Origin of the sequence: Celeribacter neptunius, from assembly GCF_900113955.1 — a bacterium.
GTDB classification, from domain to species: domain Bacteria; phylum Pseudomonadota; class Alphaproteobacteria; order Rhodobacterales; family Rhodobacteraceae; genus Celeribacter; species Celeribacter neptunius.
Map to the genome: position 1 here is coordinate 32,519 of NZ_FORH01000007.1, position 25,954 is coordinate 58,472.

The following is a 25,954-nucleotide window of genomic DNA, read 5'->3' on the forward strand; positions in this document are numbered from 1 at the left end:
CCCCTCATGCCTGGCTCCTCTCGTCCGCCCCGGTCTCTCTGTCGATGAGCGGCAGGGTGCGGAAACGTTCCTGAATGGTGCCGCGCTGAGAGCTTGGATAGGCTTCGAGCGGCGGCACGGCGCCGTGCAGGGCAAAGAGCATGATGTCGCGGGCAATCGGCGCCGCGACGGAGGAGCCGCCACCACCATGTTCGACCACGACCGAGACCGCATAGCGCGGCGCCTCGACCGGTGCGAAACTGACGAAAAGCGCATGGTCGCGCTGCTCCCAGGGCACGTTGTTGTTGTTGACCACGGCGGACCGCACCTGAGAGGTGCCGGTCTTGCCGGCCATGCGCATCGCCTCATCCGCGATCCGGGACCGAAACGCCGTGCCACGGTTCGAGTTCACCACTTCGAACATGCCCTGACGCACAGAGCGCAGCATGTTCTCGTTGAGCCCGAGCGGCCCGCCGCCCCGCACCGGCTGCTCCACCCCGTCGATGGATTTCACCAGCCGCGGAATGACTTCGCGGTTGGTGGCCAGACGCGCGGTCATCACCGCCAGTTGCAGCGGCGTGGCAAGCACGAACCCCTGACCGATGGCGGCGTTGAGACTGTCGCCGACGACCCATTCGGCGCCGCGATTGGCGAGTTTCCACTGCTTGTCCGGCATCAGCCCGGAGTTGATCCCCGACAGCGGCAGGTCATAGGTCTCGCCAAGCCCGAGCCGGCGGCCCATCTCGGCGATCTTTTCGATGCCCGCGCGCTGGGCCATCTCGTAATAGAACACATCACAGGAATGACGCAGCGAGCCGACGAGGTTGAGATTGCCGTGCCCGGCACGTTTCCAGCAATGGAAACGCCGCCCGCCGACTTCCACATGGCCGAGACAGCGCACGGTTTCGTCGGGGGCCACTTCGCCCGCCTCGAGCGCGGCAAGGGCGGAGACCATTTTGAAGGTTGAGCCTGGGGGGTAGGAGCCCTGGACCGATTTCGCCGGCAGCGGTCTGTGGTCGTTTTCCAGAAGCGCGCTGTAATCCTTCGACGAAATCCCGCGCACGAAGAGGTTCGGATCAAACGCCGGGGTGGAGCCCGCGGCGATGATATCGCCGGTCTCGACATCGATCACCACCGCAGAGGCACTCTCCCCGCCCAGGCGCGCCTGAATGAAATTCTGCACCTTGTGGTCGACGGTGAGCTGGATATTGGCGCCGGGTTGGCCCTCCTGCCGGTCGAGCTCGCGGATGATCCGCCCGTAGGCGTTCTGCTCGACCCGCCTCAGCCCGGCCTTGCCCTTGAGCGTGTCCTCGAGCTTGGCCTCGACGCCGAATTTGCCGAGCTGGAATTTCGGGATCTTATAAAGCGGATCGACGGTCTCCATTTTCGAAATGTCATACGAGGAGACCGGCCCGACATAGCCGACGAGATGGGCGAAATCGTTGTGCAGCGGATAGTAGCGCGACAGGCCGACTTCCGGGGTCACGCCGGGGAGCGCCGGACCATTGGCGGAGACCGTGGAGAAGTCTTCCCAGCTCAGCCGGTCGGCGATGATCACCGGGGCCGAGGGACCGGCATCCTTGAGCTCCTTGCGTACCCTGGCCTGATCCTCGGGGGTGATACCGATCAGCTCTTCGAGCTTCAGCAGAACCGCGTCGAGTTCCGAGGAATCCTCCTTGCGGATCACCACGCGAAAGGTCTGTTCGTTCTCGGCCAGAACAGTCCCGCTGCGATCGTAGATCAAGCCACGGGCCGGAGCCAAAAGCGAATCCTTGATCCGGTTTTCCTCGGCCAGAAGCCGGAACTTGTCGGCCTGATCCACCTGCAGATAGCGCATGCGGATGCCGAGAAGGCCCATGAAGGCAATCTGTGAACCGCCGAGGAACAGCGCCCTGCGGGTGATGCGCTTGGCCGAGCTGGCGTTTTCGATCGGGGTGCGTTTCATCGGACATACCTCATCTCATCGGCTTCAGACGGGCTGATCTTGGCAATGCCAAGGCCGTAATGCGAAAGGGCGACCACCACCGGATAGCTCAGAAGCGTGGACATCTGGCCGAGAATTGCGAGGCCCAGCGAGGTCTGATCGACCATGAAGATGGCGAGGCACAGCCGGTACATCAGCGCCATGGCGAGCATGACGGCGCCGACCATGGCCCATTCGACGGCGAAGGGCATATCGCGCGAGGTGGGTTCGCGGCCGCGCAGGAATTCGAGCGCCACGACGGTGAGCGCGGCCCAGAGCCCGGGCGGGCGGAGGAAGATGAAATCCGCGATCAGCATCACCAGTGCCACCAGAAACACCGGCACGTAATCGGGCCGGCGCATCACCCAGGCAAAAGCAAAGGCCAGGATCAGGTCGGGGCCGGGCCAATGCCCGGAGCCGACCCGGAGCGGCAGCAGGTAGAAAAAGCTCGCCAGAATGGCGATGCCGAGAAAGCCTGCCCGAAACGACCAGAGACGAACGGTGCGCGGATCAACCATCGCCGCTCTCCGTGGTGTCGGGAGCGGCATCAGCTCCGGCCTCCGCCGCGTCGCTTTCGATCGCCATGGCCGCCGGATGTTCCGGCAGGATCAGGGCCCCCGGATCGGTGATCTGTTCGCTCACATGGGTGCGCAGCACGCGCAGGTAATCGAGGCGCTCGTAATCTGCTGACAGGATCACCCGCAGGCGGCGGTCTGGGCTTTTCGCCACTTGCCCGATCAACAGACCCGGCGGGAAGACCCCGCCATCGCCGGAGGATACCACCCGGTCGCCGGGGCGGACAAGTTCCGGGGTCTCGATGAAATCGAGCGAGGGACGGGTGGAATTGTCGCCCGACAGGATGGCGCGCTGGCCCGAGGGCTGGATGGTCACCGGCAGGCGCGAATTGCTGTCGGTCAAAAGAATCACCCGTGCGGTGTTCTGGCCGACGCCGGAAATGCGCCCGACGAGACCGATCCCGTCCATCGTCGCCCAGCCGTCCATGATGCCGTCGCGGGCGCCGACATTCAAAAGCACGGATTGCCGAAACGGCGAGCCGCTGTCGGCCATCACCACGCCGGTGACATAGGTGTATTTCGGATCGATCCGCACCTTGTTCAGATCCAGCAGCTTGGCATTCTTCTGCTCGAGCTGCAGCGCCGCCTCTTTCCAGGCCTGCATCTGGCGAAGCTCGTTCCTGAGTTCCTGGTTCTGGTCGTAAAGCCGTTGATAGCTTTGAAAATTCTCGATCATGCCAATGGTCTTGGTGACCGGCACCAGAGCCCATTCCATCGAGGGAACAACCTTGTCGACAAGATTTGCGCGGAGCCGTTCGACCCGCGGGCTGTCGATGCGCCAGAGGATGAACAGACCGGTGAGACACAGAAGCAGGATGCCGATCAGCAAACGCCGGATCGGGCGGACATAGGTCTCCGCATTTCCCCTGTCTTTGGCCACGGTGTCCTCCGGTCAGGCCGTCTGATAACCTGCCAGACGGCCCGCATGGGGCGCGCCACTCGGGCGCCGGCCCTCAGCTTTCGTAATCAATAACGTGCCGGAGTTGTTTCTCATATTCCAGCGCTTTGCCAGTGCCCAGGGCCACACAATTAAGTGACTCATCGGCGACCGAGATGGCGAGCCCGGTCTGTTCGCGCAGAGCGAGATCCAGCTCGCCCAGAAGCGCACCACCGCCGGTGAGCATGACACCACGGTCGACGATGTCGGCGGCGAGATCCGGCGGTGTGGTCTCGAGCGCGGTCATCACTGCTTCGCAGATCTGCTGCACCGGTTCGGCCAGGGCTTCGGCAACCTGTGCCTGATTGATCTCGATCTCTTTCGGCACTCCATTCAAGAGGTCACGACCGCGAATGGTCAGCACCGAGCCACGGCCGTCATCGGGCATGCGGGCCGTGCCGATCGAGGTCTTGATCCGCTCGGCGGTGCCTTCGCCGATCAAAAGGTTCTGCTGGCGGCGCAGATAGGCGATGATCGCATCGTCCATGCGGTCGCCACCGACGCGCACGGAGCGCGCGTAAACGATATCCCCCAAGGAGAGCACGGCCACCTCGGTGGTGCCGCCGCCGATGTCGACGACCATGTTGCCGGTCGGATCGGTGATCGGCATGCCGGCACCGATGGCCGCGGCGATCGGTTCGGCGATGAGGCCAGCGCGGCGGGCGCCAGCGGAGAGCACGGATTGACGGATCGCACGTTTTTCCACCGGGGTCGCCCCATGCGGCACACAGACGATGATCTTCGGTTTCGAAAATGTCGTGCGCTTGTGCACCTTGCGGATGAAGTGCTTGATCATTTCCTCGGCGGTGTCGAAATCGGCGATCACACCTTCGCGCATCGGCCGGATGGCCTCGATCGAGCCGGGGGTCTTGCCGAGCATATGTTTGGCGTCTTCCCCCACGGCGAGCACCTGTTTGCGCCCGTCCTTGACGTGATAGGCCACCACGGACGGCTCATTGAGAATGATGCCCTTGCCCTTGACGTAGACCAGCGTGTTCGCCGTGCCCAGGTCGATTGCCATGTCAGAGGAGAAAAGTCCCGTAATTCCCGCCATAATATTCCCGCTGTCCCATCGTGCCCAAAGAGCGTGCCGTAGAGGCGGACGTCCCGGTCATGCCAAACCGCGCGTGCCGCCAAAGGGGAGAATCCCCCCGTATCGGCAGACTTATAGGGGGCTGTGTGACGCTGGAAAAGGGGCGGCATGGGCCGGGACGGCGAACAACCGCCACTTTTCGGTGATTTTGCCAAAGATTGGGCGCGGCAGCGCTGACTTGCGGGGGGCGGGGCGGGCCAAGAGGTTTGCGGTGGAAAAGCAAGGGGCGCGCCGCGGCACGCCCCTTCGATGATTTGCCTGTTCGTGCAGGGATCTCGGTGCTTACACGGAATCCGTGTATTTCACGGTCTTCACATCCGAGTCCGGCGCCGATTTTTCGCGCCGCACCAACAGCCGGTTCAGCGCGTTGACATAGGCCTTGGCAGAGGCCACGACCGTGTCGGTGTCGGAGCTCTGACCGGTGACGATCTTGCCATCTTCCTCGAGGCGAACGGAGACGGTGGCCTGGGCATCGGTGCCCTCGGTCACGGCATGGACCTGATAGAGCTGCAGCCGCGCGGTGGTCGGGAAGATCGATTTGATCGCCCGGAAAGTGGCATCCACCGGACCGTCGCCCTGACAGGTTTCCTGTTTCTCCTCGCCGTCGACTTCGAGGATCAGATCGGCAGACTGCGGTGCTTCGGTGCCGCAGATCACCCGCAGGAATTTGACCTTGATACGTTCGTTCTGCTCGGCGGCGCCGGCATCGCGCAACAGCGCCACCAGGTCGTCGTCAAAGACCTCTTTCTTGCGGTCGGCGAGATCCTTGAAGCGGACGAAGACGTCCTTGAGCTGGTTGTCGGCCATGGGATAGCCCATGTCGTCGAGCTTGGCGCGCAGCGCCGCCCGGCCGGAATGCTTGCCCAGGGGCAGCGAGGTGCCCGACAGACCGACGTCCTGCGGCCGCATGATCTCGAAGGTTTCCTTGTTCTTCAGCATGCCGTCCTGGTGGATGCCGCTTTCGTGGGCAAAGGCGTTCTTGCCGACGATGGCCTTGTTGAACTGTACCGGGAAGCCGGAGACCTGCGCCACGCGGCGCGAGATGTTCATGATCTTGGTGGTGTCGACGCCGGTGGTGTAGGGCATGATGTCGTGGCGGACCTTCAAGGCCATCACCACCTCTTCCAGCGCGGTGTTGCCGGCGCGTTCGCCCAGCCCGTTGATCGTGCATTCGATCTGACGGGCGCCCGCCTCGACCGCGGCCAGAGCGTTGGCCGTGGCCATGCCCAGATCGTTGTGACAATGGGTGGCAAAGACGATCTCATCGGCGCCCGGCACGCGTTCCAGCAGCATGCGGATGATATCGGCGCTTTCGCGCGGCGTCGTGTAACCCACGGTGTCGGGGATGTTGATCGTGGTGGCGCCGGCCTTGATCGCGATCTCGACGACGCGGCAGAGGTAATCATGCTCGGTGCGGATCGCATCCATCGGCGACCACTGCACATTGTCCGTCAGGTTGCGGGCGTGGGTCACGGTCTCATGGATCTGGTCGGCCATCTCATCCATCGACAGCGCGGTGATCTCGCGGTGCAGCGGCGAGGTGCCGATGAAGGTGTGGATGCGCGGGCGGGCGGCGAATTTCACCGCTTCCATGCAGCGGTCGATGTCGCGGGTGCTGGCGCGTGCCAGACCGCAGATCACCGAATTCTTGGAATTCTTGGCAATGTCGCGGACCGCTTCGAAATCGCCCTCGGAGGCGATCGGGAACCCGGCCTCGATGATGTCGACGCCCATCTCGTCGAGCAGGGCGGCAATCTCGAGCTTTTCGTCATGGCTCATGGTGGCGCCCGGGCTCTGTTCGCCGTCGCGCAGGGTCGTATCGAAAATCAGGACCCGGTCCTGTTTGGCTGTCTCGGTCATTTTGAAATCTCTCTTGGTGTTCTTAGCGGTTGTGTCTGCTGCGGTTTGATTCGGCGCATGCGGTCACCTCTGAGCCTCGCGCCGACGGCACGCTCAGAGGCAGCTAAGAAGGAGGAGGCCATGACGAAGCGGCGCAGCGTGCTGCGCGGGCTGGGCAGGAAAGGCTGCCGGAATATGAGCCTTGGTCGTCATGGTGACGGAATATACTCTCTCGAACGGTGTTGAAAACCCCAAATCTCGGGCCAGGGCAGCTTTCTTGCCCCTTGCGTCATGTCACCACGTTGATTTTTGAATGCCATTATATTCACGAATGTGCATGCATTTGTATGCAAAGTCCGAAACGATCAAAATCAAATCGTTACTCGGAAAGCTGTGCTATGATCCGCGGAGGAGAGCTCGTGTTGGCGAATGCTCCAACGGAAGCGGGACAATTTTGAAGGGAGAAGACTATGGCGCATATCGTTGTGCTCGGTGCCGGGCTCGGGGGAACCATTCAGGCATATGAGCTGAAGGATACGGTCGGCAAAGACGACAAGATTACGGTGATTTCCAACAAAAGCTATTTCCAGTTCACGCCGTCGAACCCCTGGGCCGGGGTTGGCTGGCGCAAGCAGGACGATCTGACCATCGAGCTCGAGCCGGTGATGAAGCGGCGCGGTATCGATTTCATCTGTGATGGCGCGGTGAAGCTGGAGCCCGCCGAGAACAAGATCACCTTGGAATCGGGGCGCGAGGTCACCTACGATTATCTGGTGCTGGCCACCGGGCCGGATCTGGCCTTTGACGAGATCGAAGGCTTCGGTCCCGACAAATTCACCCATTCGGTCTGCCATGTCGAACATGCCGCCGTCTCGGGCGATAAATGGGAAGAGTTCTGCGCCAATCCCGGCCCGATCGTGGTCGGCGCGGTGCATGGGGCATCCTGTTTCGGTCCGGCCTATGAATATGCCATGACCATCGATACCGACCTGCGGCGGCGCAAGATCCGCGATCAGGTGCCGATGACCTTTGTCACGCCGGAACCTTATATCGGCCATCTCGGCCTCGGCGGTGTGGGGGATACCAAGGGCATGCTCGAGAGCATCATGCGCGAGCGGTCCATTCGCTGGATCACCAATGCCAAGACCAATAAGTTCGAAGAGGGCAAGATCTTTGTCACCGAACATGACGAGGACGGCAATCCGAAGAAGGATCACGAGATCCCCTTCGCCTATTCCATGCTTTTGCCGGCCTTCCGCGGTATTCCGGCCCTGATGGGGATCGAAGGTCTGGTGAACCCGCGCGGCTTTGTCATCGTCGATGAGTTTCAGCGCAACCCGACCTATCCCAACATCTTCGGTATCGGCGTCTGTATCGCCATCGCGCCGAAAGAACCCACCGTGGTGCCGACCGGCGTGCCGAAAACCGGTTTCATGATCGAGAGCATGGTGACCGCGACCGCGCATAACATCCCGCTGATCATGAAGGGCGAAGAGCCCAAGGAGCTGGCGACCTGGAACGCGCTCTGCCTTGCGGACTTCGGCGATGGCGGTGCCGCCTTCCTCGCCATGCCGCAGAACCCACCGCGCAACGTCAACTGGGCGGGCCATGGCAAATGGGTGCATTGGGCCAAGCTCGGCTTTGAATGGTACTTCATGCGCAAGGTGAAAAAAGGCGTTTCCGAGCCGTTCTACGAGCGCATGGTCATGAAAATGATGAAGGTGAACAAGCTCAAGGGCTGAGGGGCATCGCAGCGTATAGGAAAGGGCGGTCCAAAGCGGGCCGCCCTTTTGCTTGGTGGTGAGGTCACGAAGGGGAGTGGTGAGTTTGAGGCCTTAGGGGGCATTGGGGACTTCGTGCGACCGCCCGGAATAGCAACGCAGTTGCCCGGGCGTGCGCCGGACCGTCCCGGCGGTCAGGCGCATTTGTGGCAGCACGCAACGTTCTGATCTTTTCCGGATTTGGCAGGCATAAAGCGCAACGTTCAGTCGTTGCAGCGCCAGCCCACGGTCCGGCGCACGCCCTCACGTCAGTCCGGTGACCAATGTCCGCTCCGTCCCCCAAAGCGGACATCCCTCACCCGCACCTCACTCCGATGCCGCAGCAGGCGTTTCCGCTGTGTCATCTGCGGCTTCAGGGGCGGTATCCTCAGACACCAGCGCACCATCGACCCACTCGCCCGACACCACCTTGCCATCGGCATAGGTGATCGTGCCGTGACCGTTGGACTTGCCGGCGACGAACATGCCTTCGTAGCTGTCGCCATTGGCATAGGTTGCCTTGCCCTGTCCCTGGATCTCGCCGTCTTTCCATTCGCCGGTATAGGAAAAGCCCGAGGCCATGTGGATCGTGCCCACGCCGTCGCGCTTGCCGGCGACATAATCGCCCTCATAGGTGGTGCCATCGGCGTAGGAGGCCTTGCCCTTGCCCTGGCGCTGGCCATCGACCCAGTCGCCATCGTAGACGAACCCATCGGTATAGGTCATCTTGCCGCGCCCGTGGTTCTGGGCGTTCTTGAACTCGCCCTCATAGATGAGCCCGTTGGCATAGCGCGCCACGCCGGTGCCGTCGATCACGCCATATTTCCATTCGCCGTCATAGGTGGTGCCATTGGGGTAGGTGATCTTGCCCGTGCCATGGGACAGGTCGTCGAGGAATTCACCCACATAGACGGAGCCATCGGGATAGGTCACCTGACCTTGCCCCTCGATCCGTCCGTCGACCCATTCGCCCTTGTAGATATAGCCGTCGGAGCCGGTGAAGCTTCCCTCGCCGTGGCGTTTGTCATCGTCAAAGGCCCCCTCATAAACGTCGCCATTGGCATAGGTCACCTTGCCCATGCCCTGACGTTTGCCACCGACCAGCTCGCCCTCAAAGACATCGCCATTGGGCTGGGTGATCGTGCCCGCGCCATTGCATTGATTGTCGACCCATTGGCAATCGAGTATGAGCCCCTCTTCGGTGGTCAGGATACCTTGGCCATGGCGCTGATCGCGGGCCATCTCGCCTTCGTAATGTGCGCCCTCGGGATAGCTGATTGTACCACGGCCTTCCTTGACGCCATTGACCCAGCCGCCTTCATAGACATAGCCCGTCGGGCTTTCCATCCGGCCCTGGCCATGATGTTTGGCGGCGAGAAATCCGCCCTCGTATTTCACCCCGTTGGCATAGGTGGCGACGCCCGACCCGGTGGCCTCGCCATCGACCCAGTCGCCCTCATAGGTGCCGCCATCGGCATAGGTGATCTTGCCGAACCCGCTCGGTTTGCCTTTCTCGAAAGCGCCCTCGTAGACCGAGCCGTCGGTGAAGCGCGCAAGGCCCTGGCCCTTGATCTCGCCCATCACCCATTCGCCGGTATATTCATATCCGTTGGGCAGGCTGTAGGTGCCGACCCCGTCCTGCAACCCGTCCTTGAACGTGCCCTCGTAGATGCCGCCCTCTTCGAATTGATGGGTTTCGACAGGCCGGTCGTCCTGCGCCAGGGCCATGAGAGGGGTAAACCCGATCAGGGTCGCCGCGGTGAGCGCGTTGCGCATCCGTGTCACTTGTTTGCGTGTCACTCTGTCAGTTCCATTCACGATATGTCAGTCCCGCCTTGCAGGCCGGTGCGGCGCACCGGGCAGAGGCTTTGCCCAAAAGGGCAGCGGTCGCTGGCCAGCCTAGGGGGTCACCGCGCGGGCTTCAAATGTTTTTGCCGTGATCGGCTTTTCCTCGCGTGTCTTTCTGCTAAACCCTGACTCAAGAGTTTAAGGACGCGCGCGATGACCGACCATTTCCGCCTGACACTGGCCCAGCTCAACCCGACCGTGGGGGCGATTGACGCCAATGCGCAAAAGGTGCGGGACGCCTATGCCGAGGCCAAATCCGCCGGGGCCGATATGATCGCCTTTCCGGAGCTCTTTCTGATCGGCTATCAGCCGCAGGACCTGGTGATGAAACCGGCGCTGGTGAACATGGCCATGGCCATGGCAGAGGAGCTTGCGGCGATGACGCTCGACGGGCCGGCGATCGGCCTCGGCGCGCCGTATTTCTACGGCGATGCGCTCTATAACGGCTATTGGATCTTGGCCGAGGGGCGGGTGAAACAGGTGCTGCGCAAACATCACCTGCCGAATTACAAGGTCTTCGACGAAAAACGCCTCTTTGCCTCCGGCCCGTTCGAAGGCCCCTATGCCATCGGGCCGCTCCGGATCGGCTCGCCGATCTGCGAGGATGCCTGGTTCGACGATGTGGCCGAGGCGCAGGTCGAAAGCGGCGCCGAGATCCTTCTGGTGCCCAATGGCTCGCCTTACTACCGCAACAAGTTCAACACCCGTCTGACCCATATGGTGTCGCGTGTGGTCGAAAACGATGTGCCGCTGGTCTATCTCAACATGGTCGGCGGTCAGGACGATCAGGTGTTCGACGGTGGCTCCTTCGTGCTCAATCGCCATGGCAAGCCGGCGCACACCCTGCCGGCCTTCGACGCTTGTCTGCGCCATGTGGATTTCGAGAAACGCGACGGGCGCTGGTGGGCGCTCGATGGCGAGATCACCCATCAGCCCGATGAATGGGAACAGGATTACCGCGCCATGGTCGAGAGCCTGCGCGATTACCTCGGCAAGACCGGATTCAAAAGCGTGGTTCTGGGCCTGTCGGGCGGCATCGATTCGGCCATTGTGGCGACGATCGCCACCGACGCGCTGGGCGCCGAGAACGTCCATTGCGTGATGCTGCCGTCGGAGTACACCTCGGAAGGCTCGCTCGAAGACGCGAAGGACATCGCCAACCGGCTGGGGTGTCGCTACGATTTCGTGCCGATTTCCCAAGGCCGCGATGCGATCACCGAAACGCTGGCGCCGATCTTCGGCGATCTGCCATTCGATACGACCGAGGAGAATATCCAGTCGCGTCTGCGCGGCCTGCTGCTGATGGCGCTGTCGAACAAGTTCGGCTCGATGCTCTTGACCACCGGCAACAAATCCGAGGTCGCGGTGGGCTATTGCACCATCTATGGCGACATGAACGGCGGCTATAACCCGATCAAGGATCTCTACAAGACCCGGGTGTTCGAGCAATGCCGCTGGCGCAACGCCAACCACCGTGACTGGATGAAGGGGCCCGAGGGCGAGGTCATCCCGGTCTCGATCATCGACAAGCCGCCCTCGGCCGAGCTGCGCCCGGATCAGAAGGACGAGGACAGCCTGCCGCCCTATGAGGTCTTGGACGCGATTCTCGAGGGGCTGGTGGATCGTGAGGAAAGCGTGTCCGATCTGGTTGCCGCGGGCTTCGAACGCGCCACGGTGAAGAAGATCGAGCACCTCTTGTACATCTCCGAATACAAGCGTTTCCAATCGGCGCCGGGGACACGCCTGACGCCGCGGGCCTTCTGGCTCGACCGGCGCTATCCGATCGCCAGCCGCTGGCGCGATCCCTCCTGATTTTGCGGGGCTGATCTCTCTTGCGATGAGGCCCGTGGACGGTTAGACAGCGCGCTTTCTGATTAGGAGCGGGCGGTATGGATCTTACGGTTGGCATTGATTTCGGCACCTCGAATTCCGCGCTGGGTCTCGCGGTCAACGGCAAGCCCTGGCTGGTGGAACTGGAACCCGGCGAAAAGACCCTGCCGACCGCGGTGTTCTTCGATCCGAAAGGCGCGATGCGGTTGGGGTCGGCGGCCAACCGGGCGCTGATCGATGGTGAAGAGGGCCGCTACATGCGGGCGCTGAAATCCGTGCTGGGCACGCCGCTTCTGCGCGAAACCCGGCCGATCGGCGGCAAACGTCAAAGTTTGTTGGATGTCATCGCGCAATTCCTCGCCACGCTGAAAGCCCGCACCGAGGAACAGATTCGCCAGCCGGTGACCGGCGTGGTCTCCGGCCGTCCGGTGCATTTCCATTCGAAAGATGCCGGGATGGACGCGCAGGCCGAGCGCGATCTGCGCGAGGCCTATGAAATGGCCGGGTTTTCCCGCATCCGCTTTCTCGCCGAGCCGGAGGCGGCAGCGCTGGCGGCCAAGGATCTCAAACCCGATGAGATCGGGCTGGTGGTGGACATTGGCGGCGGCACCTCGGATTTCACCCTGTTCCGCAAGATGGGCGGCAAGGTCGAGGTGCTGGCCTCGCACGGGATCCGTCTGGGCGGCACGCATTTCGACCGCGCCCTGAGCCTCGCGCATGCCATGCCGCTCTTCGGTGCGGGCACGCAATTGCGCCGCACTCTGGCGGACGGGCTTCTGCCGATGCCGACCGCCCTGTTCAACGATCTCGCCACCTGGCAGAAGATCCCCTTTCTCTACACCCGCGAAACACTCGCCAAGGTGCGCGATCTGCACGCCCATGCGGTCGAGCGAGAGAAGCTCGCACGGCTGGTCGAGGTGATCGAGGCCGAGCTCGGTCACGATGTCGCGTTTGCCGTCGAGGCAGCAAAGATTGGCGCCAATGGCGGTGCCGCGTCGGAGATCGAGCTGTCGCTGGTGGAAAAGGGTCTGTCGGCTGCTCTCACACCGGAAGATCTCGCCGTGGCACTCGCGGGCTATCAGGCCGAGCTGCGGGACGCGATCAAAGCCACGCTTGAGCTGGCCGGGCTCGCGGATGCGTCGGTGGGGGCGGTGGTCTATGTTGGCGGTTCCAGCCTGATGCATGTGGTCGATGCCGCTTGTTCCGCCGAACTGCCACAGGCGCGCGCCATTCGCGAAGAGGCCTTTACCGCCGTGGTCGACGGGCTGGCGCTGGCCTCGTCCGATGGGGCGTAAACAGCTTACAATTCGATCAGTTCGCAGCCGGGCAGCAGGCGCTCGACCTCTTCGAGACTGCAAAGCTGCGTGCCGGCGGTGAGCACGGCGGCGGAGGCTGCCGATGTGCCGAAGCACAGCGCCTCCTGCATCGTGTCACCGCGGGTGAGCGCCATCGAGAACGCACCGACGAAACTGTCGCCCGCGCCAACAGCGGAAATCACGTCCTCGGGATTGATCGCGCGCGAGGCGTGCCAGCGACCTTCCGCATTGGCGAGTGTCGAGCCATCGGCGCCGCGGGCGATGATGACATTCGCGGCCACGCCACGGGCGACAAGTTCGCTGGCGAAGTCCGCCGTGTCCTTGCGCGAGGGCAGTTTGCGCCCGGCGAGATCCTCGGCCTCCACATCATCCATGCGCAACACAAAGGGATTTGCCGGGTTCTTCATCAGCTCGTGCAGCGGCTTGCCCGAGGTGTCGACGAAAAGCTGCACGCTCTTGCGCACCAGATGCCGGGCGAGACGCGCCGGATAATCCAGCGGCACGCCGGGCGGTTGCGAACCGGAGAGCACCACCACCCCGTCGGCGGGCGCCGCCTGGGTGATCGCATTGATCGATTCGTCGACCATTTCGTGGTTCCAGTACGGCCCGGGCATGACGAAGCGATATTGTTTGCCGCTCTCCTGTTCCGTCACCGCTATGGATTGACGCGTGGCGCCACCGGTGACGGAAAATGCCGTGAAACGCACATGTTCCTGGGCCAGAAGACGCAGGAGATGTGCCCCGGTCTCGCCGCCAACGGCGGTAAAGGCCGTGCTGTCGCCCCCCAAGAACTTGATCGCGCGGGAGACATTGATGCCGCCGCCGCCGGGGTCCGCCTCGGGCGTGGAACAGCGCAGCTTCGGCCCGGCACTGACCGCGCTGGTGTTGGTGGACAGATCCACGGTCGGGTTCAGCGTAATTGTCAGAATCTGAGCCATAAACATCTCCTAACCGCAAGCGAGTCAGCTCGAGAACTAACCTACATCTGATAGCGATAACAACTTTGATCGAGGTCAGGGTAACACAATTTCTGACCGGCATTTTCTCAAACCGTCCAAAATTTAATCGTCGAGAAAGAAGTTCCGGGCAAAAAGCATTTCGAAACATGAAACCCGGAAAATGTGATCTACCATAAAGGAGAAGTAAATGGTTCCTGCAGCGAACGACCCGCGTTGGCAGCGTGTTTTGACCTCGGACAGCGATCTGTCCGCAGCAAGCTTGGCGACCAAGATCTTGGTGACCCGCCTGCGCCGTGAGGCGAGAAGCGACCCGTCGAGCATCTCGGGGAAGATTTCCGAATTGCGTGCCTATTTTGAAAAGAACGCCTTTGCCCAGGCGGATATTGCCGGTTTCTGAGGAGAACAGACATGAAAAACACCATGATGAGCGTGGCCGAGGCTGCCGAAAAGATCGAAGCCGGTGCGGTCCTATTGCTCGCTGGCTCCGAAGAGGCGCTGGGCCAATTGCCGAAGGGCAAATGGATTGGCGGGACCTCGGTTTACTTCGTCACCGAAACCGGCGGTCGGGTCGACCGTGAAAATGTTTTCGTGACCGAAATCGAGCGCGCAACCGATGCGCGTGCGGTGGTTTACGAGGGCGAGGATCTCCCGAACCTGACGATGAACCGGTTTGACAACGGGTTGTCGATGATTCTGATCCCGGCGTTTTCCAAGGCGCATTCCGAGTTCGCCATCAAAGGCGCGGAATTCCCGGGTCTTTTCGATCAGCCGCTGATGGGCTGGATCACCGGCGTGCATCTCGAGGAGATCGGTGTGAAAACGCCGAAGGTCTTCGATGGCGCCACCGGCCAGGCGCATGAAGAGGGGGCCGCCGTATTGCATGTCGCGCTGAACGACGGTGCGGTTGCGGATCTCGATATCCTGAACCTGTTCGAACAGGACGTTGCCGCCGACAAGATCAGTTTTTCTGAGGACGGCTTTGGCGCCAAGACCGCCATGGTCAACGGCGAAGAGGTGGATTTCGCGGCCTATCTGACCGAGACCGGCGTCGACACGCAGCTTCCGCTCGTCGCCAACTATGCCGGCATGATGGTCAATGTGTCCTTCCAGTCCGTCGATGCGGACAAGGGTGTGGCTTTCTATGCGCCGGTTGTCGCAGGCGCCGAGTATCACATCGCCAAACCGACCGGCGACTATGCCGCCACTTTCGCAGCGCGCGCCACGGGCGAAGGCGCTTCGGAGCTGTCCTGCAACTGTATCCTCAACTACCTCTACGGTGAGCTCGAGGGCAAGAAGACCGGCAATTTCACCGGTCCGGTGACCTTTGGCGAGATCGCTTACATCCTGTTGAACCAGACCATGGTGCGCCTGCATGTGAAGGCTGCCGAACAGGCTGCTGTCGCCTGATCAGCCTGGCGCAATACGCAACAAAAACGGCCGCAGCACCACGCTGCGGCCGTTTTCTTATCTCCCTTGTTTCGACGTCTTTTGCGGCTTGCGTCAGCTTTCGATCATCATCTGATAGCTGGCCGGTACATAGGTGAACCCGTCATCCTTGGCCGCGACATAGCCCAGGGCCGGGAAGGGCATGTGATAGCCGATGAAGGGCAGGCGATCCGCCGCCATCATGTCGAGAAGCTTGCGCCGGCTTTGCGCCGCCATGGCTTTGTCGGTATCGTAGAGCACTTCCCAATCCGGGTAGGCCAGGGAATAGACAAAGTGGTTGGCGAAATCCGCCCCGAGGATCAATTGCTTGCCCTCGCTCTCGAGATGGAAGGCCATGTGTCCGGGCGTGTGGCCGAAAGCCTCCACCGCGGTGATGCCTGAGGTGACTTCCGATCCGCCTTCGAGCAGATCGAACTGTTCCTGAAGCGGTCGGATTTTCGCCTCGAACCCGTCATTGCCCGACATGTCCCAATGATCCATTTCGACCGAACCGGTGGAATAGGCGGCATTGGCAAAGGTCGGCGCGCCGTCATAGATGCCGCCGATATGGTCGCCATGCATATGGGTGATCACCACGCGGTCGACCTGATCGGCGCTATAACCGGCGGCTTCGAGCGCGGTGGTGATGCCCGTCGGGTTGAGCCCGGTGTCGAACAGGATCAGCTCGGCGCCGGTGTTGACCAGCGTCGGGGTGAAAAAGAACTGCGCCGCATCTGCCGGGATGAAATTGGCCTCGGAGGCGGCGGCGAATTCCTCGTCCGAAGCATTGAGGCCAAAGATCGTGTGCGGGTCGGGCACGGTGCGGTTGCCGGCGAGCAGCGTGGTGACTTCGAAGGCGCCGAGCTGGAAACGGCGATAGGGGGCAAACCCCTGACCGAGCATCGGTGCCTCTGCCCTGGCCGCGAACGGCAGGCTCGAGGCGATGGGAAGGGCGGCTGCACCTAACAAAAGGTGGCGACGTGACAAGTAAGGTGAAAAAGGCGCGTTCTTTGCGTTCTGCGTTTTCATGGGGGTATCCTCCCGGGCTAGGGTTTCTCTTTGGGAAACGATAGTCGTCGCGGGAGAATAGCACAGCGAGGAAAAGCGCGAATGACATTTGCGTCAACGGCCGTGAGCCGGGCTCAGTCGTATTCCCACCATTTGTCGATCGTGGCGATGTCTTCGTCCGACCAGCCGAAATGATGCGCCAGCTCATGCACGGTGACATGGGCGACCATCTGCCCGAGCGTCACGTTCCCACGCATGCACCATTCGTCCAAGATCGGCCGGCGGAACAGCCAGATCGTATCCGGCGCCATGGGCTGATCCATGGTGGATTTCTCGGTCATCGGGATGCCGGTATAAAGCCCGGTCAGTTCGAACGGGTCCTCGATGCCGATTTCGGCCAGCAAGTCTTCGGGCGCGAAATCCATCACCGTGAGCGACACATTGGTGGCCAGCACTTTGAAAGCCGGCGGCAGGTCCGCCATGGTCTGGCGGGCGATCTGCTCGATCATGTCGAGATCCGGGGCGATCATGTCCGGGGCCTCAAGAAGCGGTGATGTCATCGCAGAATTCCTTTGTGAACCTGTGCCCGATATGGACTCTTTGGCCGCGATATGAAAGAGGAAGCGCAACAGGAGACCCACGATGATCGTCACACGTTTCGCGCCTTCGCCCACGGGCTTTATTCATGTCGGCAACCTGCGCACCGCGCTGTTCAACTACCTGATCACCCGCAAGGCCGGGGGGCAGTTCATTCTGCGTCTCGACGACACCGACCAGGAGCGCTCGAAACAGGAATATGCCGATGGCATCCTCGAGGATCTCGAATGGCTGGGCTTCACCTGGGACCGGCTGGAGAAACAGTCGACCCGGCTCGACCGCTATCACGCCGCCGCCGACGAGCTGCGCGAGAAGGGCCGGTTCTACGAAGCCTTCGAGACTCCGACCGAACTGGACCTGAAGCGCAAGAAGCTTTTGAACATGGGCAAGCCGCCGGTCTATGACCGTGCCGCGCTGGCGCTCTCCGAAGATGAGAAAGCCAAGCTGCGCGCCGAGCGCGGTGACGGTGTCTGGCGGTTCAAACTCGATCAGGAGCGGATCGACTGGCATGACGGCATTCTCGGCGATATCTCGATCGATGCGGCCTCGGTCTCCGATCCGGTGCTGATCCGCGCCGATGGTCAGTTCCTCTATACGCTCGCCTCGGTCTGCGATGACGTGGATTACGGTGTGACCCATATCGTGCGCGGTTCCGACCACGTCACCAACACCGCGACGCAGATCCAGATCATCGAGGCGCTGGGCGGCACGGTGCCGACATTTGCCCACCATTCGCTCCTGACCGGGCCGCAGGGCGAGGCGCTCTCGAAGCGTCTCGGCACGCTCAGCTTGCGTGATCTGCGGGCGCAGGGGGTGGAGCCGATGGCGCTTCTGTCGCTGATGGCGCGTCTTGGCTCGAACCAGCCGGTGGAACTCAGGACCTCGATGGAGGAGCTGATCGAAGGGTTCGACCTGTCGACATTCGGCGCGGCGCCGACCAAGTTCGACAGCCAGGACCTGTTCAGCCTGACGTCGCAGATCAACCACGCGCGCCCCTTTGCCGATGTGGCCTATGAGGTCGCCGGGCTGGGTGTGCCTGCCGAGATCGCCGAACCGTTCTGGAATGTCGTGCGCGAGAACATCACCGTGAAAGCCGACATGGCGGGCTGGTGGGAACTGTTCCGTGATGGCGCGACACCGATGGTGGCCGATGAGGACAAGGACTTTATCACCGAGGCTTTCGAGATGTTGCCGGAACCGCCCTACACCTCTGAGAGCTGGAAAGACTGGACCGCGGCGGTGAAAGAGGCGACGGGCCGCAAGGGCAAGGGGCTTTTCATGCCGCTGCGCAAGGCCGTGACCGGCATGGAGCGCGGGCCGGACATGTCCGATGTCATGCCGCTCATGCAGAAAAAGCCGTCTTTCTAAGCGGTTTTGTTCAAAATCAAACAGTAGGCCGCCATGGAGAACGCTCTGTGGCGGCTTTTTACTGTCTTTCTGTCGCAAGTTTCCTATCGGAAACATTTCTCGCTTGCTCCGAATCCGGCCCTCGCATAGGGTCCGGCGCAACGCTGCATGTTGGGAGAACGGGTGACACCGTACCGAAGGAGCAACCGCCCCGGGAAACTCTCAGGTAAACGGACCTTCATGCGGCCAAGACTCTGGAGAGAGGGGTGTTTCACCCCCGCCGAAGGGATAACGATCTCAGGCGCAAAGGACAGAGGGGGCATCGGGCGGGAAACCGTCATAGGTGCCGGGCGTATTCCGCCGGCTTAACAAGATCGCGACGCCATGTCAGAGTGGCCCAGACCGGGTCCGGTGCGCGTGCAGGAGAGGCTGAGATGACGGAACTCAAACAGACGCCGCTATATGATTTTCACGTATCCCATGGGGCCAAGATGGTGCCTTTCGCCGGCTATGAAATGCCGGTGCAATATCCGCTGGGCGTGATGAAGGAACATCTGCACACGCGCGCGGCCGCGGGCCTGTTTGACGTGTCGCATATGGGGCAGGTGATGCTCACATCACCCTATGGCTATGACAAGCTCGCCCTGGCGCTCGAGAGCCTGGTGCCGGTGGATGTGCTTGGGCTGAAACCGGGACGTCAGCGCTATGGCATCTTCACCAATGACACGGGCGGCATTCTCGACGATCTGATGATCTCGAACGCCGGCAACGGGTTGTTCCTGGTGGTCAATGCCGCCTGCAAGACCGAAGATATCGCCCATCTCAACGCCATGCTGCCGGATCATGTCGAGATCACCGAGATCACCGACCGGGCGCTTCTGGCGTTGCAGGGGCCGCTGGCTGAGACTGCGCTCTCCCGCCTTGTGCCACAGGTCACCGAGCTGAAATTCATGGATTCCGTGCGGATCACCGTCGATGAGGTCGAATGGTGGATTTCACGCTCGGGGTACACCGGCGAAGACGGGTTCGAGATCTCGATCCCGGCCGGGATGGCCGTCGAGATCTCCGAAAAGCTTGTCGCCATGGAGGAGGTCGAGCTGATCGGGCTGGGCGCCCGCGACTCGCTCCGGCTCGAGGCCGGGCTCTGCCTTTACGGCCACGACATCGACACCTCCACCTCGCCGGTCGAGGGCAATATCGCCTGGGCGCTGCAAAAGGTCCGGCGCACGGGTGGCGCGCGCGAGGGGGGCTTCCCTGGCGCCGATCGCATTCTCTCGGAGCTGCACAACGGCGCCGAGCGCAAACGCGTCGGGCTTTTGCCGCAGGGCCGCGCGCCGATGCGCGAGGGCACGCCGCTTTTCGCCAGCGAGGACAGCTCGCGCCAGATCGGTGAGATCACCTCCGGCGGGTTCGGCCCCTCTGTCGAGGCGCCGGTCGCCATGGGCTACCTGCCGACCGAACTGTCCAAGGGCGGTACCGAGGTCTTCGCCGAACTCAGGGGCAAGCGCCGGCCGGTCACGGTCGCCCCGATGCCCTTCCGCAATTCCACTTACAAACGCTGATACTTCTCAAAGGGACCACAGATATGGCCGCAGATATCAAATTCACCGAAGAACACGAATGGCTCCGCGTCGAGGATGATCTCGTCGTCGTCGGCATCACCGAACATGCGGCCACGCAGCTGGGCGATGTGGTCTTCGTCGAATTGCCGGAAGAGGGCACCACCGTGTCGAAGGACGATGAGGTCGTGGTGATCGAGAGCGTCAAGGCCGCCTCCGACATTCTGGCGCCCTTGGATGGCGAGATTGTCGAGGTGAACGAACCGCTGGCGGAAGATCCCGGCAAGGTGAACGAAGACCCGCTGGGGGACGCCTGGTTCTTCAAGATGAAGATCGAAGACATGTCGGCCCTGGACGATTTCATGTCCGAGGCGGAGTACAAGGATTTCGTCGGCTGAGCCACGCCGCGCCCGCTTTCAAAAACGATACGTCGCGGGTCATGATCCGCGACGCCCGATCCGTCATGACACAAGCTTTCATGTTACAAGCTTTCAAGGAGCGACCCCGTGGCCTATACCCCGTCGAGTTACAACCCTTATGATTTCGCCAACCGCCGCCATATCGGCCCGTCGCCGGATGAAATGGCGCAGATGCTCGATGTGGTGGGCGCCAGCTCGCTCGATGCGCTGATCGACGAGACGGTGCCGATGGCGATCCGCCAGATGTCGCCGCTCACCTGGGCGCCGATGACCGAACATGAGGTGCTGGGCCATATCCGCAAAGTGGCCAAGAAGAACCTGGTGATGACCTCGCTCATTGGTCAGGGCTTCTATGGCACCGCCACGCCGCCGGCGATCCAGCGCAATATCCTCGAGAACCCGGCGTGGTACACGGCCTATACGCCCTATCAGCCGGAGATCGCGCAGGGGCGCCTCGAAGCACTGTTGAATTTCCAGACGATGATCTCGGACATGACCGGCCTGCCAGTGGCCAATGCCTCGCTCCTCGATGAGGCGACGGCGTGCGCCGAGGCGATGACCATGGCGCAGCGTGTGGCGAAATCGAAGGCCAAGGCGTTTTTCGTCGACGAAAATTGCCACCCGCAGAATATCGCGGTGATCGAGACCCGCGCCGCCCCTCTGGGCATCGAGATCGTGATCGGCGCCCCGGAGGATCTCATGCCTGCCGACGTGTTCGGTGCGATTTTCCAATACCCCGGCACCTATGGCGGGGTGACGGATTTCAGCACCCAGATCGCCGCGCTGCATGAGGCGAAAGCCGTGGCGGTCATGGCCTGTGACCTGATGGCGCTGACCATGCTGAAAGAACCTGGTGCGATGGATGCCGATATCGCCGTCGGCTCGGCCCAGCGTTTTGGCGTGCCCATGGGCTTCGGCGGTCCGCACGCCGCTTTCATGTCCTGCAAGGATGCGATGAAACGCTCGATGCCCGGTCGGATCGTCGGGGTCTCTGTCGATGCCTCCGGCAACCGCGCCTATCGGCTCAGCCTGCAGACCCGCGAACAGCATATTCGGCGCGAAAAAGCCACGTCGAACGTCTGCACCGCGCAGGCGCTTCTGGCGGTCATGGCCTCGTTCTACGCGGTGTTCCACGGGCCGACCGGGCTGCGCGCCATCGGCGAGCAGATCCACTTCAAAGCGGTGAAGCTGGCCGAGGGGCTGAAGGCCGCCGGGTTCAAAGTTGCGCCCGAGGCCTATTACGACACGATCACGGTCGAGGCCGGTGCGATGCAAGGGGTGATCCTGCGCTCGGCCCAGGCCGAAGGGATCAACCTGCGCCGTGTCGGGACGGACCGCATTGGTATCGCCGTCGATGAGATGGTCGACGATGAAACCCTCGCCAAGGTCTGGCGCGCTTTCGGTCATGAGGCGGAGGTGCCCGCGGGCTTCCCCGGGCTGGGCGTTCCGGAGACGATGCTGCGCGAGAGCGCCTATCTCGAGCATCCGATTTTCGGCATGAACCGCGCCGAGGGCGAGATGATGCGCTACATGCGCCGTCTGGCGGACCGTGACCTGGCACTCGACCGGGCGATGATCCCGCTTGGATCGTGCACGATGAAACTGAACGCCGCCGTCGAGATGATGCCGATCACCTGGCCGGAGTTCAACGCCATCCACCCCTATGCGCCAGAGGATCAGTCCGACGGCTATCGTTTCATGATCGACGATCTCTCGGACAAGCTCTGTGAGATCACCGGCTATGACGCCATGTCGATGCAGCCGAACTCGGGCGCGCAGGGCGAATATGCCGGTCTCTTGACGATCATGGGCTATCACCGGGCGAACGGGCAGGGCGGGCGCAACATCTGTCTCATCCCGATGTCGGCCCATGGCACCAACCCGGCCTCCGCCCATATGGTCGGCCTCAAGGTCGTGGTGGTGAAAACTGCAGAGAATGGCGATATCGATCTCGAGGATTTTCGCGCCAAGGCCGAAGCGGCGGGCGACAATCTCGCAGCCTGTATGATCACCTACCCCTCGACCCATGGGGTGTTCGAGGAAACGGTCAAGGAGGTCTGCAACATCACCCATGAGTTTGGGGGGCAGGTCTATATGGATGGTGCCAACCTGAATGCGCTCGTCGGGCTGGCCAAACCCGGTGAGATCGGCTCCGACGTTTCGCATCTCAATCTGCACAAGACCTTCTGCATCCCGCATGGCGGCGGCGGTCCCGGCATGGGGCCGATCGGCGTGAAAAAGCACCTGGCGCGGTTCCTGCCGGGATCGCCGCTGGGTGAGGACGATGGGTGTTCGGTGTCCGGCCCGGTCTCGGCCGCGCCCTATGGCTCCGCCTCGATCCTGCCGATCTCCTGGGCCTATTGCATGTTGATGGGCGGTGAGGGGCTGACGCAGGCCACGAAAGTGGCGATCCTCAACGCCAATTACATTGCGGCCCGGTTGGATGCGGCCTTCTCGGTGCTCTACAAGGGCAAACAGGGGCGTGTGGCGCATGAATGCATCGTCGATCCGCGCGCCTTCGAGGACACGACCGATGTCACCGTCGATGACATTGCCAAACGGCTGATGGACAGCGGGTTCCATGCGCCGACCATGTCCTTTCCGGTGCCGGGCACGTTGATGATAGAGCCGACCGAGAGTGAGACCAAGGCCGAGTTGGACCGGTTCTGCGAAGCCATGCTGTCGATCCGGGCGGAGATCGCCCAGATCGAGAAGGGCGAACTGCCGAAAGACATCAACCCGCTCAAACTGGCGCCGCATACGGTCAACGATCTGGTGGCGGATTGGGACCGGCCTTACCCGCGCGAACAGGGCTGTTTTCCGCCGGGCGCCTTCCGGGTCGACAAATACTGGCCGCCGATCGGTCGGGTCGACAATGCCTATGGCGATCGCAACCTGATCTGTCTCTGCCCGCCGCCCGAAAGCTATGTCGAAGCGGCGGAGTGATCCCTGAAGGATCAGCGCGCCATAGGGGCCTGATGCCTGGGCCGTAGGGTATCCATGGAAAATGTGATACCCTGCGGTTCGAGCCAGGCGTTGAAGCGGGCGATTTTCTCGTCCAGAGAACAGGTGTTCGCGTGACGCGCCATCTCGAGCGCATAGGCCGCGCGCAGGCGGGCCTGTTCCTCGGGCGTCAGACTGTCGAATTCTGTCAATTCGGGCGCTGTCATTTTGACCTCTTGATCCGGGACTGTTTCGGGTACATATATTCCATAACATGAATGTGAACGGGAGACCACGGCCATGGCCGCGACGCTTGAAAAAACCGATGTGAAACTCGCCTGTCCGACCTGTGCCCAGGTCAACCGGGTGCCGGTGGGTAAGCTCTCTGCCGGGCCGAAATGCGGCACCTGTGGTGAACCGCTGATGTCCGGCAAGGTTTCGGAACTTGATCCGAAAACCCTGACCGCCCTGTCGAAAAAGGACGACCTGCCGGTGATCGTCGATTTCTGGGCGCCTTGGTGTGGCCCTTGCCGGATGATGGCGCCGGAGTTTGCGAAGGCCGCACAGGAGCTCAAGGGCAAGGCGCGTTTTGCCAAGATCAACACCGAGGAACATCCGACCGTGTCGATGAAAAACGGCATCCGCGGTATTCCTGCCCTGATCCTCTATCAGGGTGGCAAGGAAATCGCCCGCATCGCCGGTGCCCGCCCGGCCCGCGACATCATCGCTTTTGTCGAGCAGAACGGCAAATTGCCGGCATAAGGTCGTGGCGTGAGGTTTCGGTTCCGGGCGGCTTGACTTTTTCGCCCGGAACGTCCAAATCAACGCTCACGTGGGGTCGTAGCTCAGTTGGGAGAGCGCGTCGTTCGCAATGACGAGGTCGTCGGTTCGATCCCGATCGACTCCACCAAATTCCCCTTCCGATCAGAAGCTTTTCACTTTGGTCCCAAGCTTAAATTGTATGGCGTCCTAAGATCGGCGAAGCTCACCGCGAAGCCTGTAAGCTGAAGTGCCAAAAAGCCGCGCAATAGCCGAGAGTGTGGTTTGGGGTTTGCATGCCTGGCGAAGGGCATCTTAAACCAATTCTCGATCAGGCGAGCAATTGCAGTCATCTTCGAGACCTTACCATCGCGCCGTCCTTCACCGCTCTCAATCGCCTCGACCGCAAAGGCTTCTCCGACCACACCAAGCTCGCCCTGCAAGAGGCCAATATCGGGAAATCCTTTGCGGTTCTTGAAGGGCCATCGCTCAGCCCGTCGGCCTATTGCTTCTGGCAGAGAGCATGTTGGTTGGGGAGACCTGCTCAGACAGTACGGTCGGAAAGCATGCGTAATTGGGCTGACCCTGCTGTGAGGTCGAGCTCCCTATAGGATCACGGCAATGCTGTGAGAAAGGGAGACAGAGAATGGAATACTTCGTTGGATTAGATGTGTCGCTTCGGTCATGCGCGCTTTGCGTGGTTGATGGCCGTGGCAAAGTTTTTATGGAGCGCGAGCTGAGGTGCGAAGTTGACGATATCGCAGCTTGCTTGAAAGCATTCCCCCATCCAATCGAGCGGATCGGCTTTGAAGCAGGCGCGCTCAGCCAACACCTATTCTTCGGTCTACAAGACAAGGGGTTCGACATCGTCTGCATGGAAGCCAGGCAGGTGAGCGCTGCGCTGTCGGCCATGCGGAACAAAACGGACAAGACTGACGCCAAGGGCATTGCTCAGATATTGCGTACTGGCTGGTTCAGCCCGGTGCATATGAAGAGCCGTGAAGCGCATGGTCTGCGTGCTTTGCTCAGCACCAGAAAGGCTCTGCTCAAAAAGACGATGGATCTGGCCAACGAGGTGCGCGGCCTGTTGAAGGTCTTTGGGGTTCGCCTGCCAAGAACCGTCAAGCACGGCAGTTTTGACGGGTTGGTCCGACCGATGATCGAGATGGATGAGGTGCTCGCGCATGCGATCATTCGCCTGCTCGACGCGCGTGCGGTTCTGTTCCAACACTATCTGGAGTTGGACCGACGCGTTAAACGGGCAGCTTCGCAGGACGAAGTGTGCATGCGAATGATGACAGTGCCAGGGGTTGGCCCGATCGCTGCGCTCACATTCAAGGCTGCAGTCGATGATCCCAGCCGGTTTAAACGTTCTCGGACTGTGGCTGCACATTTTGGATTGACGCCCAGGCGATTCCAATCCGGGGAACATGACAATCCAGGGCGCATCTCGAAGGCTGGAGATCGAGATGTCCGGGCTACCTTGTATGCTGCTGCAAATGCACTGCTCATGCGCACGATGGCGGGATCACAGATCAAGTCTTGGGGAATGCGCTTAATGCGCACCAAAGGCCGCCGTCGTGCCGTTGTCGCCGTCGCCCGTAAACTCGCCGTCCTTCTGCACAGGATGTGGATCGACGGCACAGAATTCCGTCAGGAACAAGTGGGAGGCAAGGCATGACCCAATAGTCAACCACCAACCCTGACGGGATCGTCCAATCCGGACGAGGTTTGTGGATGAAGCCGAAAATGTCTGCTGCGCAACTCGAAGCGCGCCGGAAAGCGGGGCTCTCCACTG

21 protein-coding genes, 1 tRNA gene and 1 riboswitch are annotated in these 25,954 nt (G+C 61.6%); of the genes, 12 read left to right on the top strand and 10 right to left on the bottom strand.

Annotation, left to right across the window (positions count from 1 at the left end):
• Positions 1-4: 4 nt before the first annotated feature.
• The 5 genes from mrdA to BM151_RS16040 form a co-directional block, all read right to left on the bottom strand.
• Positions 5-1,924, bottom strand: coding sequence for a penicillin-binding protein 2 (mrdA, locus tag BM151_RS16020; protein ID WP_090061759.1), 1,920 nt, complete (start codon positions 1,922-1,924; stop codon positions 5-7).
• A complete protein-coding gene (locus BM151_RS16025) occupies positions 1,921-2,460 on the bottom strand; it encodes a rod shape-determining protein MreD (RefSeq protein ID WP_090061760.1) in 540 nt (179 codons plus the stop codon). Before BM151_RS16025 ends, mrdA begins: the two co-directional genes overlap by 4 nt.
• Complete coding sequence (gene mreC / locus BM151_RS16030) at positions 2,453-3,397, bottom strand: rod shape-determining protein MreC (protein ID WP_090061761.1); 945 nt, start codon at positions 3,395-3,397, stop codon at positions 2,453-2,455. Before mreC ends, BM151_RS16025 begins: the two co-directional genes overlap by 8 nt.
• A gap of 73 nt (positions 3,398-3,470) precedes the next feature.
• Positions 3,471-4,508 (bottom strand): rod shape-determining protein, encoded by a 1,038-nt coding sequence (locus tag BM151_RS16035; RefSeq protein ID WP_090061762.1) that lies wholly within the window; start codon positions 4,506-4,508, stop codon positions 3,471-3,473.
• A gap of 321 nt (positions 4,509-4,829) precedes the next feature.
• Positions 4,830-6,407 carry a 2-isopropylmalate synthase gene (locus tag BM151_RS16040; protein WP_090061763.1) on the bottom strand — a complete coding sequence of 526 codons (1,578 nt, stop codon included), beginning with the start codon at positions 6,405-6,407 and terminating at the stop codon, positions 4,830-4,832.
• Positions 6,408-6,856: 449 nt separating this feature from the next.
• On the opposite strand from BM151_RS16040, the gene BM151_RS16045 reads away from it, so the two are divergent.
• The gene (locus tag BM151_RS16045; RefSeq protein ID WP_090061764.1) at positions 6,857-8,128 is read left to right on the top strand and encodes an NAD(P)/FAD-dependent oxidoreductase; all 1,272 of its coding nucleotides are present in this window, start codon (positions 6,857-6,859) and stop codon (positions 8,126-8,128) included.
• Positions 8,129-8,473: 345 nt separating this feature from the next.
• On the opposite strand, the gene BM151_RS16050 is transcribed toward BM151_RS16045, so the two are convergent.
• Positions 8,474-9,922, bottom strand: a complete 1,449-nt coding sequence (locus BM151_RS16050) for an MORN repeat-containing protein (RefSeq protein WP_090061765.1) — start codon at positions 9,920-9,922, stop codon at positions 8,474-8,476.
• Positions 9,923-10,147: 225 nt separating this feature from the next.
• Between BM151_RS16050 and BM151_RS16055 the strand changes: the two genes are divergently transcribed.
• Together BM151_RS16055 and BM151_RS16060 are read left to right on the top strand one after the other, a co-directional pair.
• Complete coding sequence (locus tag BM151_RS16055; RefSeq protein ID WP_090061766.1) at positions 10,148-11,806, top strand: NAD+ synthase; 1,659 nt, start codon at positions 10,148-10,150, stop codon at positions 11,804-11,806.
• Positions 11,807-11,883: 77 nt separating this feature from the next.
• Positions 11,884-13,119 carry an Hsp70 family protein gene (locus BM151_RS16060; RefSeq protein ID WP_090061767.1) on the top strand — a complete coding sequence of 412 codons (1,236 nt, stop codon included), beginning with the start codon at positions 11,884-11,886 and terminating at the stop codon, positions 13,117-13,119.
• 5 nt (positions 13,120-13,124) lie between these two features.
• Here BM151_RS16060 and BM151_RS16065 read toward each other — a convergent pair whose 3' ends face one another.
• Positions 13,125-14,078, bottom strand: a complete 954-nt coding sequence (locus BM151_RS16065) for a 1-phosphofructokinase family hexose kinase (protein WP_090061768.1) — start codon at positions 14,076-14,078, stop codon at positions 13,125-13,127.
• A 208-nt stretch (positions 14,079-14,286) separates the two neighbouring features.
• Between BM151_RS16065 and BM151_RS16070 the strand changes: the two genes are divergently transcribed.
• Together BM151_RS16070 and BM151_RS16075 are read left to right on the top strand one after the other, a co-directional pair.
• Positions 14,287-14,496 (top strand): hypothetical protein, encoded by a 210-nt coding sequence (locus tag BM151_RS16070; protein ID WP_090061769.1) that lies wholly within the window; start codon positions 14,287-14,289, stop codon positions 14,494-14,496.
• A gap of 11 nt (positions 14,497-14,507) precedes the next feature.
• Positions 14,508-15,506 (top strand): DUF6976 family protein, encoded by a 999-nt coding sequence (locus BM151_RS16075; RefSeq protein WP_090061770.1) that lies wholly within the window; start codon positions 14,508-14,510, stop codon positions 15,504-15,506.
• A gap of 93 nt (positions 15,507-15,599) precedes the next feature.
• Here the strand turns inward: BM151_RS16075 and BM151_RS16080 are convergent, their stop codons facing one another.
• Together BM151_RS16080 and BM151_RS16085 are read right to left on the bottom strand one after the other, a co-directional pair.
• The gene (locus BM151_RS16080; protein ID WP_090061771.1) at positions 15,600-16,553 is read right to left on the bottom strand and encodes an MBL fold metallo-hydrolase; all 954 of its coding nucleotides are present in this window, start codon (positions 16,551-16,553) and stop codon (positions 15,600-15,602) included.
• A 113-nt stretch (positions 16,554-16,666) separates the two neighbouring features.
• Positions 16,667-17,092, bottom strand: a complete 426-nt coding sequence (locus BM151_RS16085; protein WP_090061772.1) for a metallopeptidase family protein — start codon at positions 17,090-17,092, stop codon at positions 16,667-16,669.
• A gap of 82 nt (positions 17,093-17,174) precedes the next feature.
• On the opposite strand from BM151_RS16085, the gene gltX reads away from it, so the two are divergent.
• From gltX to gcvP, 4 genes are all read left to right on the top strand, one after another.
• The gene (gene gltX / locus BM151_RS16090) at positions 17,175-18,497 is read left to right on the top strand and encodes a glutamate--tRNA ligase (RefSeq protein WP_090061773.1); all 1,323 of its coding nucleotides are present in this window, start codon (positions 17,175-17,177) and stop codon (positions 18,495-18,497) included.
• 141 nt (positions 18,498-18,638) lie between these two features.
• Positions 18,639-18,724, top strand: a riboswitch (glycine riboswitch).
• 186 nt (positions 18,725-18,910) lie between these two features.
• Positions 18,911-20,038, top strand: a complete 1,128-nt coding sequence (gene gcvT / locus BM151_RS16095) for a glycine cleavage system aminomethyltransferase GcvT (RefSeq protein WP_090061774.1) — start codon at positions 18,911-18,913, stop codon at positions 20,036-20,038.
• Between the two features lie 23 nt (positions 20,039-20,061).
• On the top strand, positions 20,062-20,433 hold the full coding sequence (gene gcvH, locus BM151_RS16100; RefSeq protein WP_281245324.1) for a glycine cleavage system protein GcvH: 372 nt from the start codon (positions 20,062-20,064) through the stop codon (positions 20,431-20,433).
• A gap of 108 nt (positions 20,434-20,541) precedes the next feature.
• Complete coding sequence (gene gcvP / locus BM151_RS16105) at positions 20,542-23,400, top strand: aminomethyl-transferring glycine dehydrogenase (RefSeq protein WP_090061775.1); 2,859 nt, start codon at positions 20,542-20,544, stop codon at positions 23,398-23,400.
• A gap of 11 nt (positions 23,401-23,411) precedes the next feature.
• Here gcvP and BM151_RS16110 read toward each other — a convergent pair whose 3' ends face one another.
• Positions 23,412-23,624 carry a hypothetical protein gene (locus BM151_RS16110; RefSeq protein WP_090061776.1) on the bottom strand — a complete coding sequence of 71 codons (213 nt, stop codon included), beginning with the start codon at positions 23,622-23,624 and terminating at the stop codon, positions 23,412-23,414.
• A 73-nt stretch (positions 23,625-23,697) separates the two neighbouring features.
• Here BM151_RS16110 and trxC point away from each other — a divergent pair, with 73 nt between their 5' ends.
• The 3 genes from trxC to BM151_RS16130 all read left to right on the top strand — a co-directional run bounded on the left by trxC (position 23,698) and on the right by BM151_RS16130 (position 25,837).
• A complete protein-coding gene (gene trxC, locus BM151_RS16115; protein ID WP_090061777.1) occupies positions 23,698-24,159 on the top strand; it encodes a thioredoxin TrxC in 462 nt (153 codons plus the stop codon).
• Positions 24,160-24,231: 72 nt separating this feature from the next.
• Positions 24,232-24,307 (top strand) — tRNA-Ala (locus BM151_RS16120).
• Positions 24,308-24,802: 495 nt separating this feature from the next.
• Entirely contained in the window at positions 24,803-25,837 is a 1,035-nt protein-coding gene (locus BM151_RS16130) for an IS110 family RNA-guided transposase (protein WP_090061779.1), read from the top strand.
• The last annotated feature ends 117 nt before the right edge of the window (positions 25,838-25,954 follow it).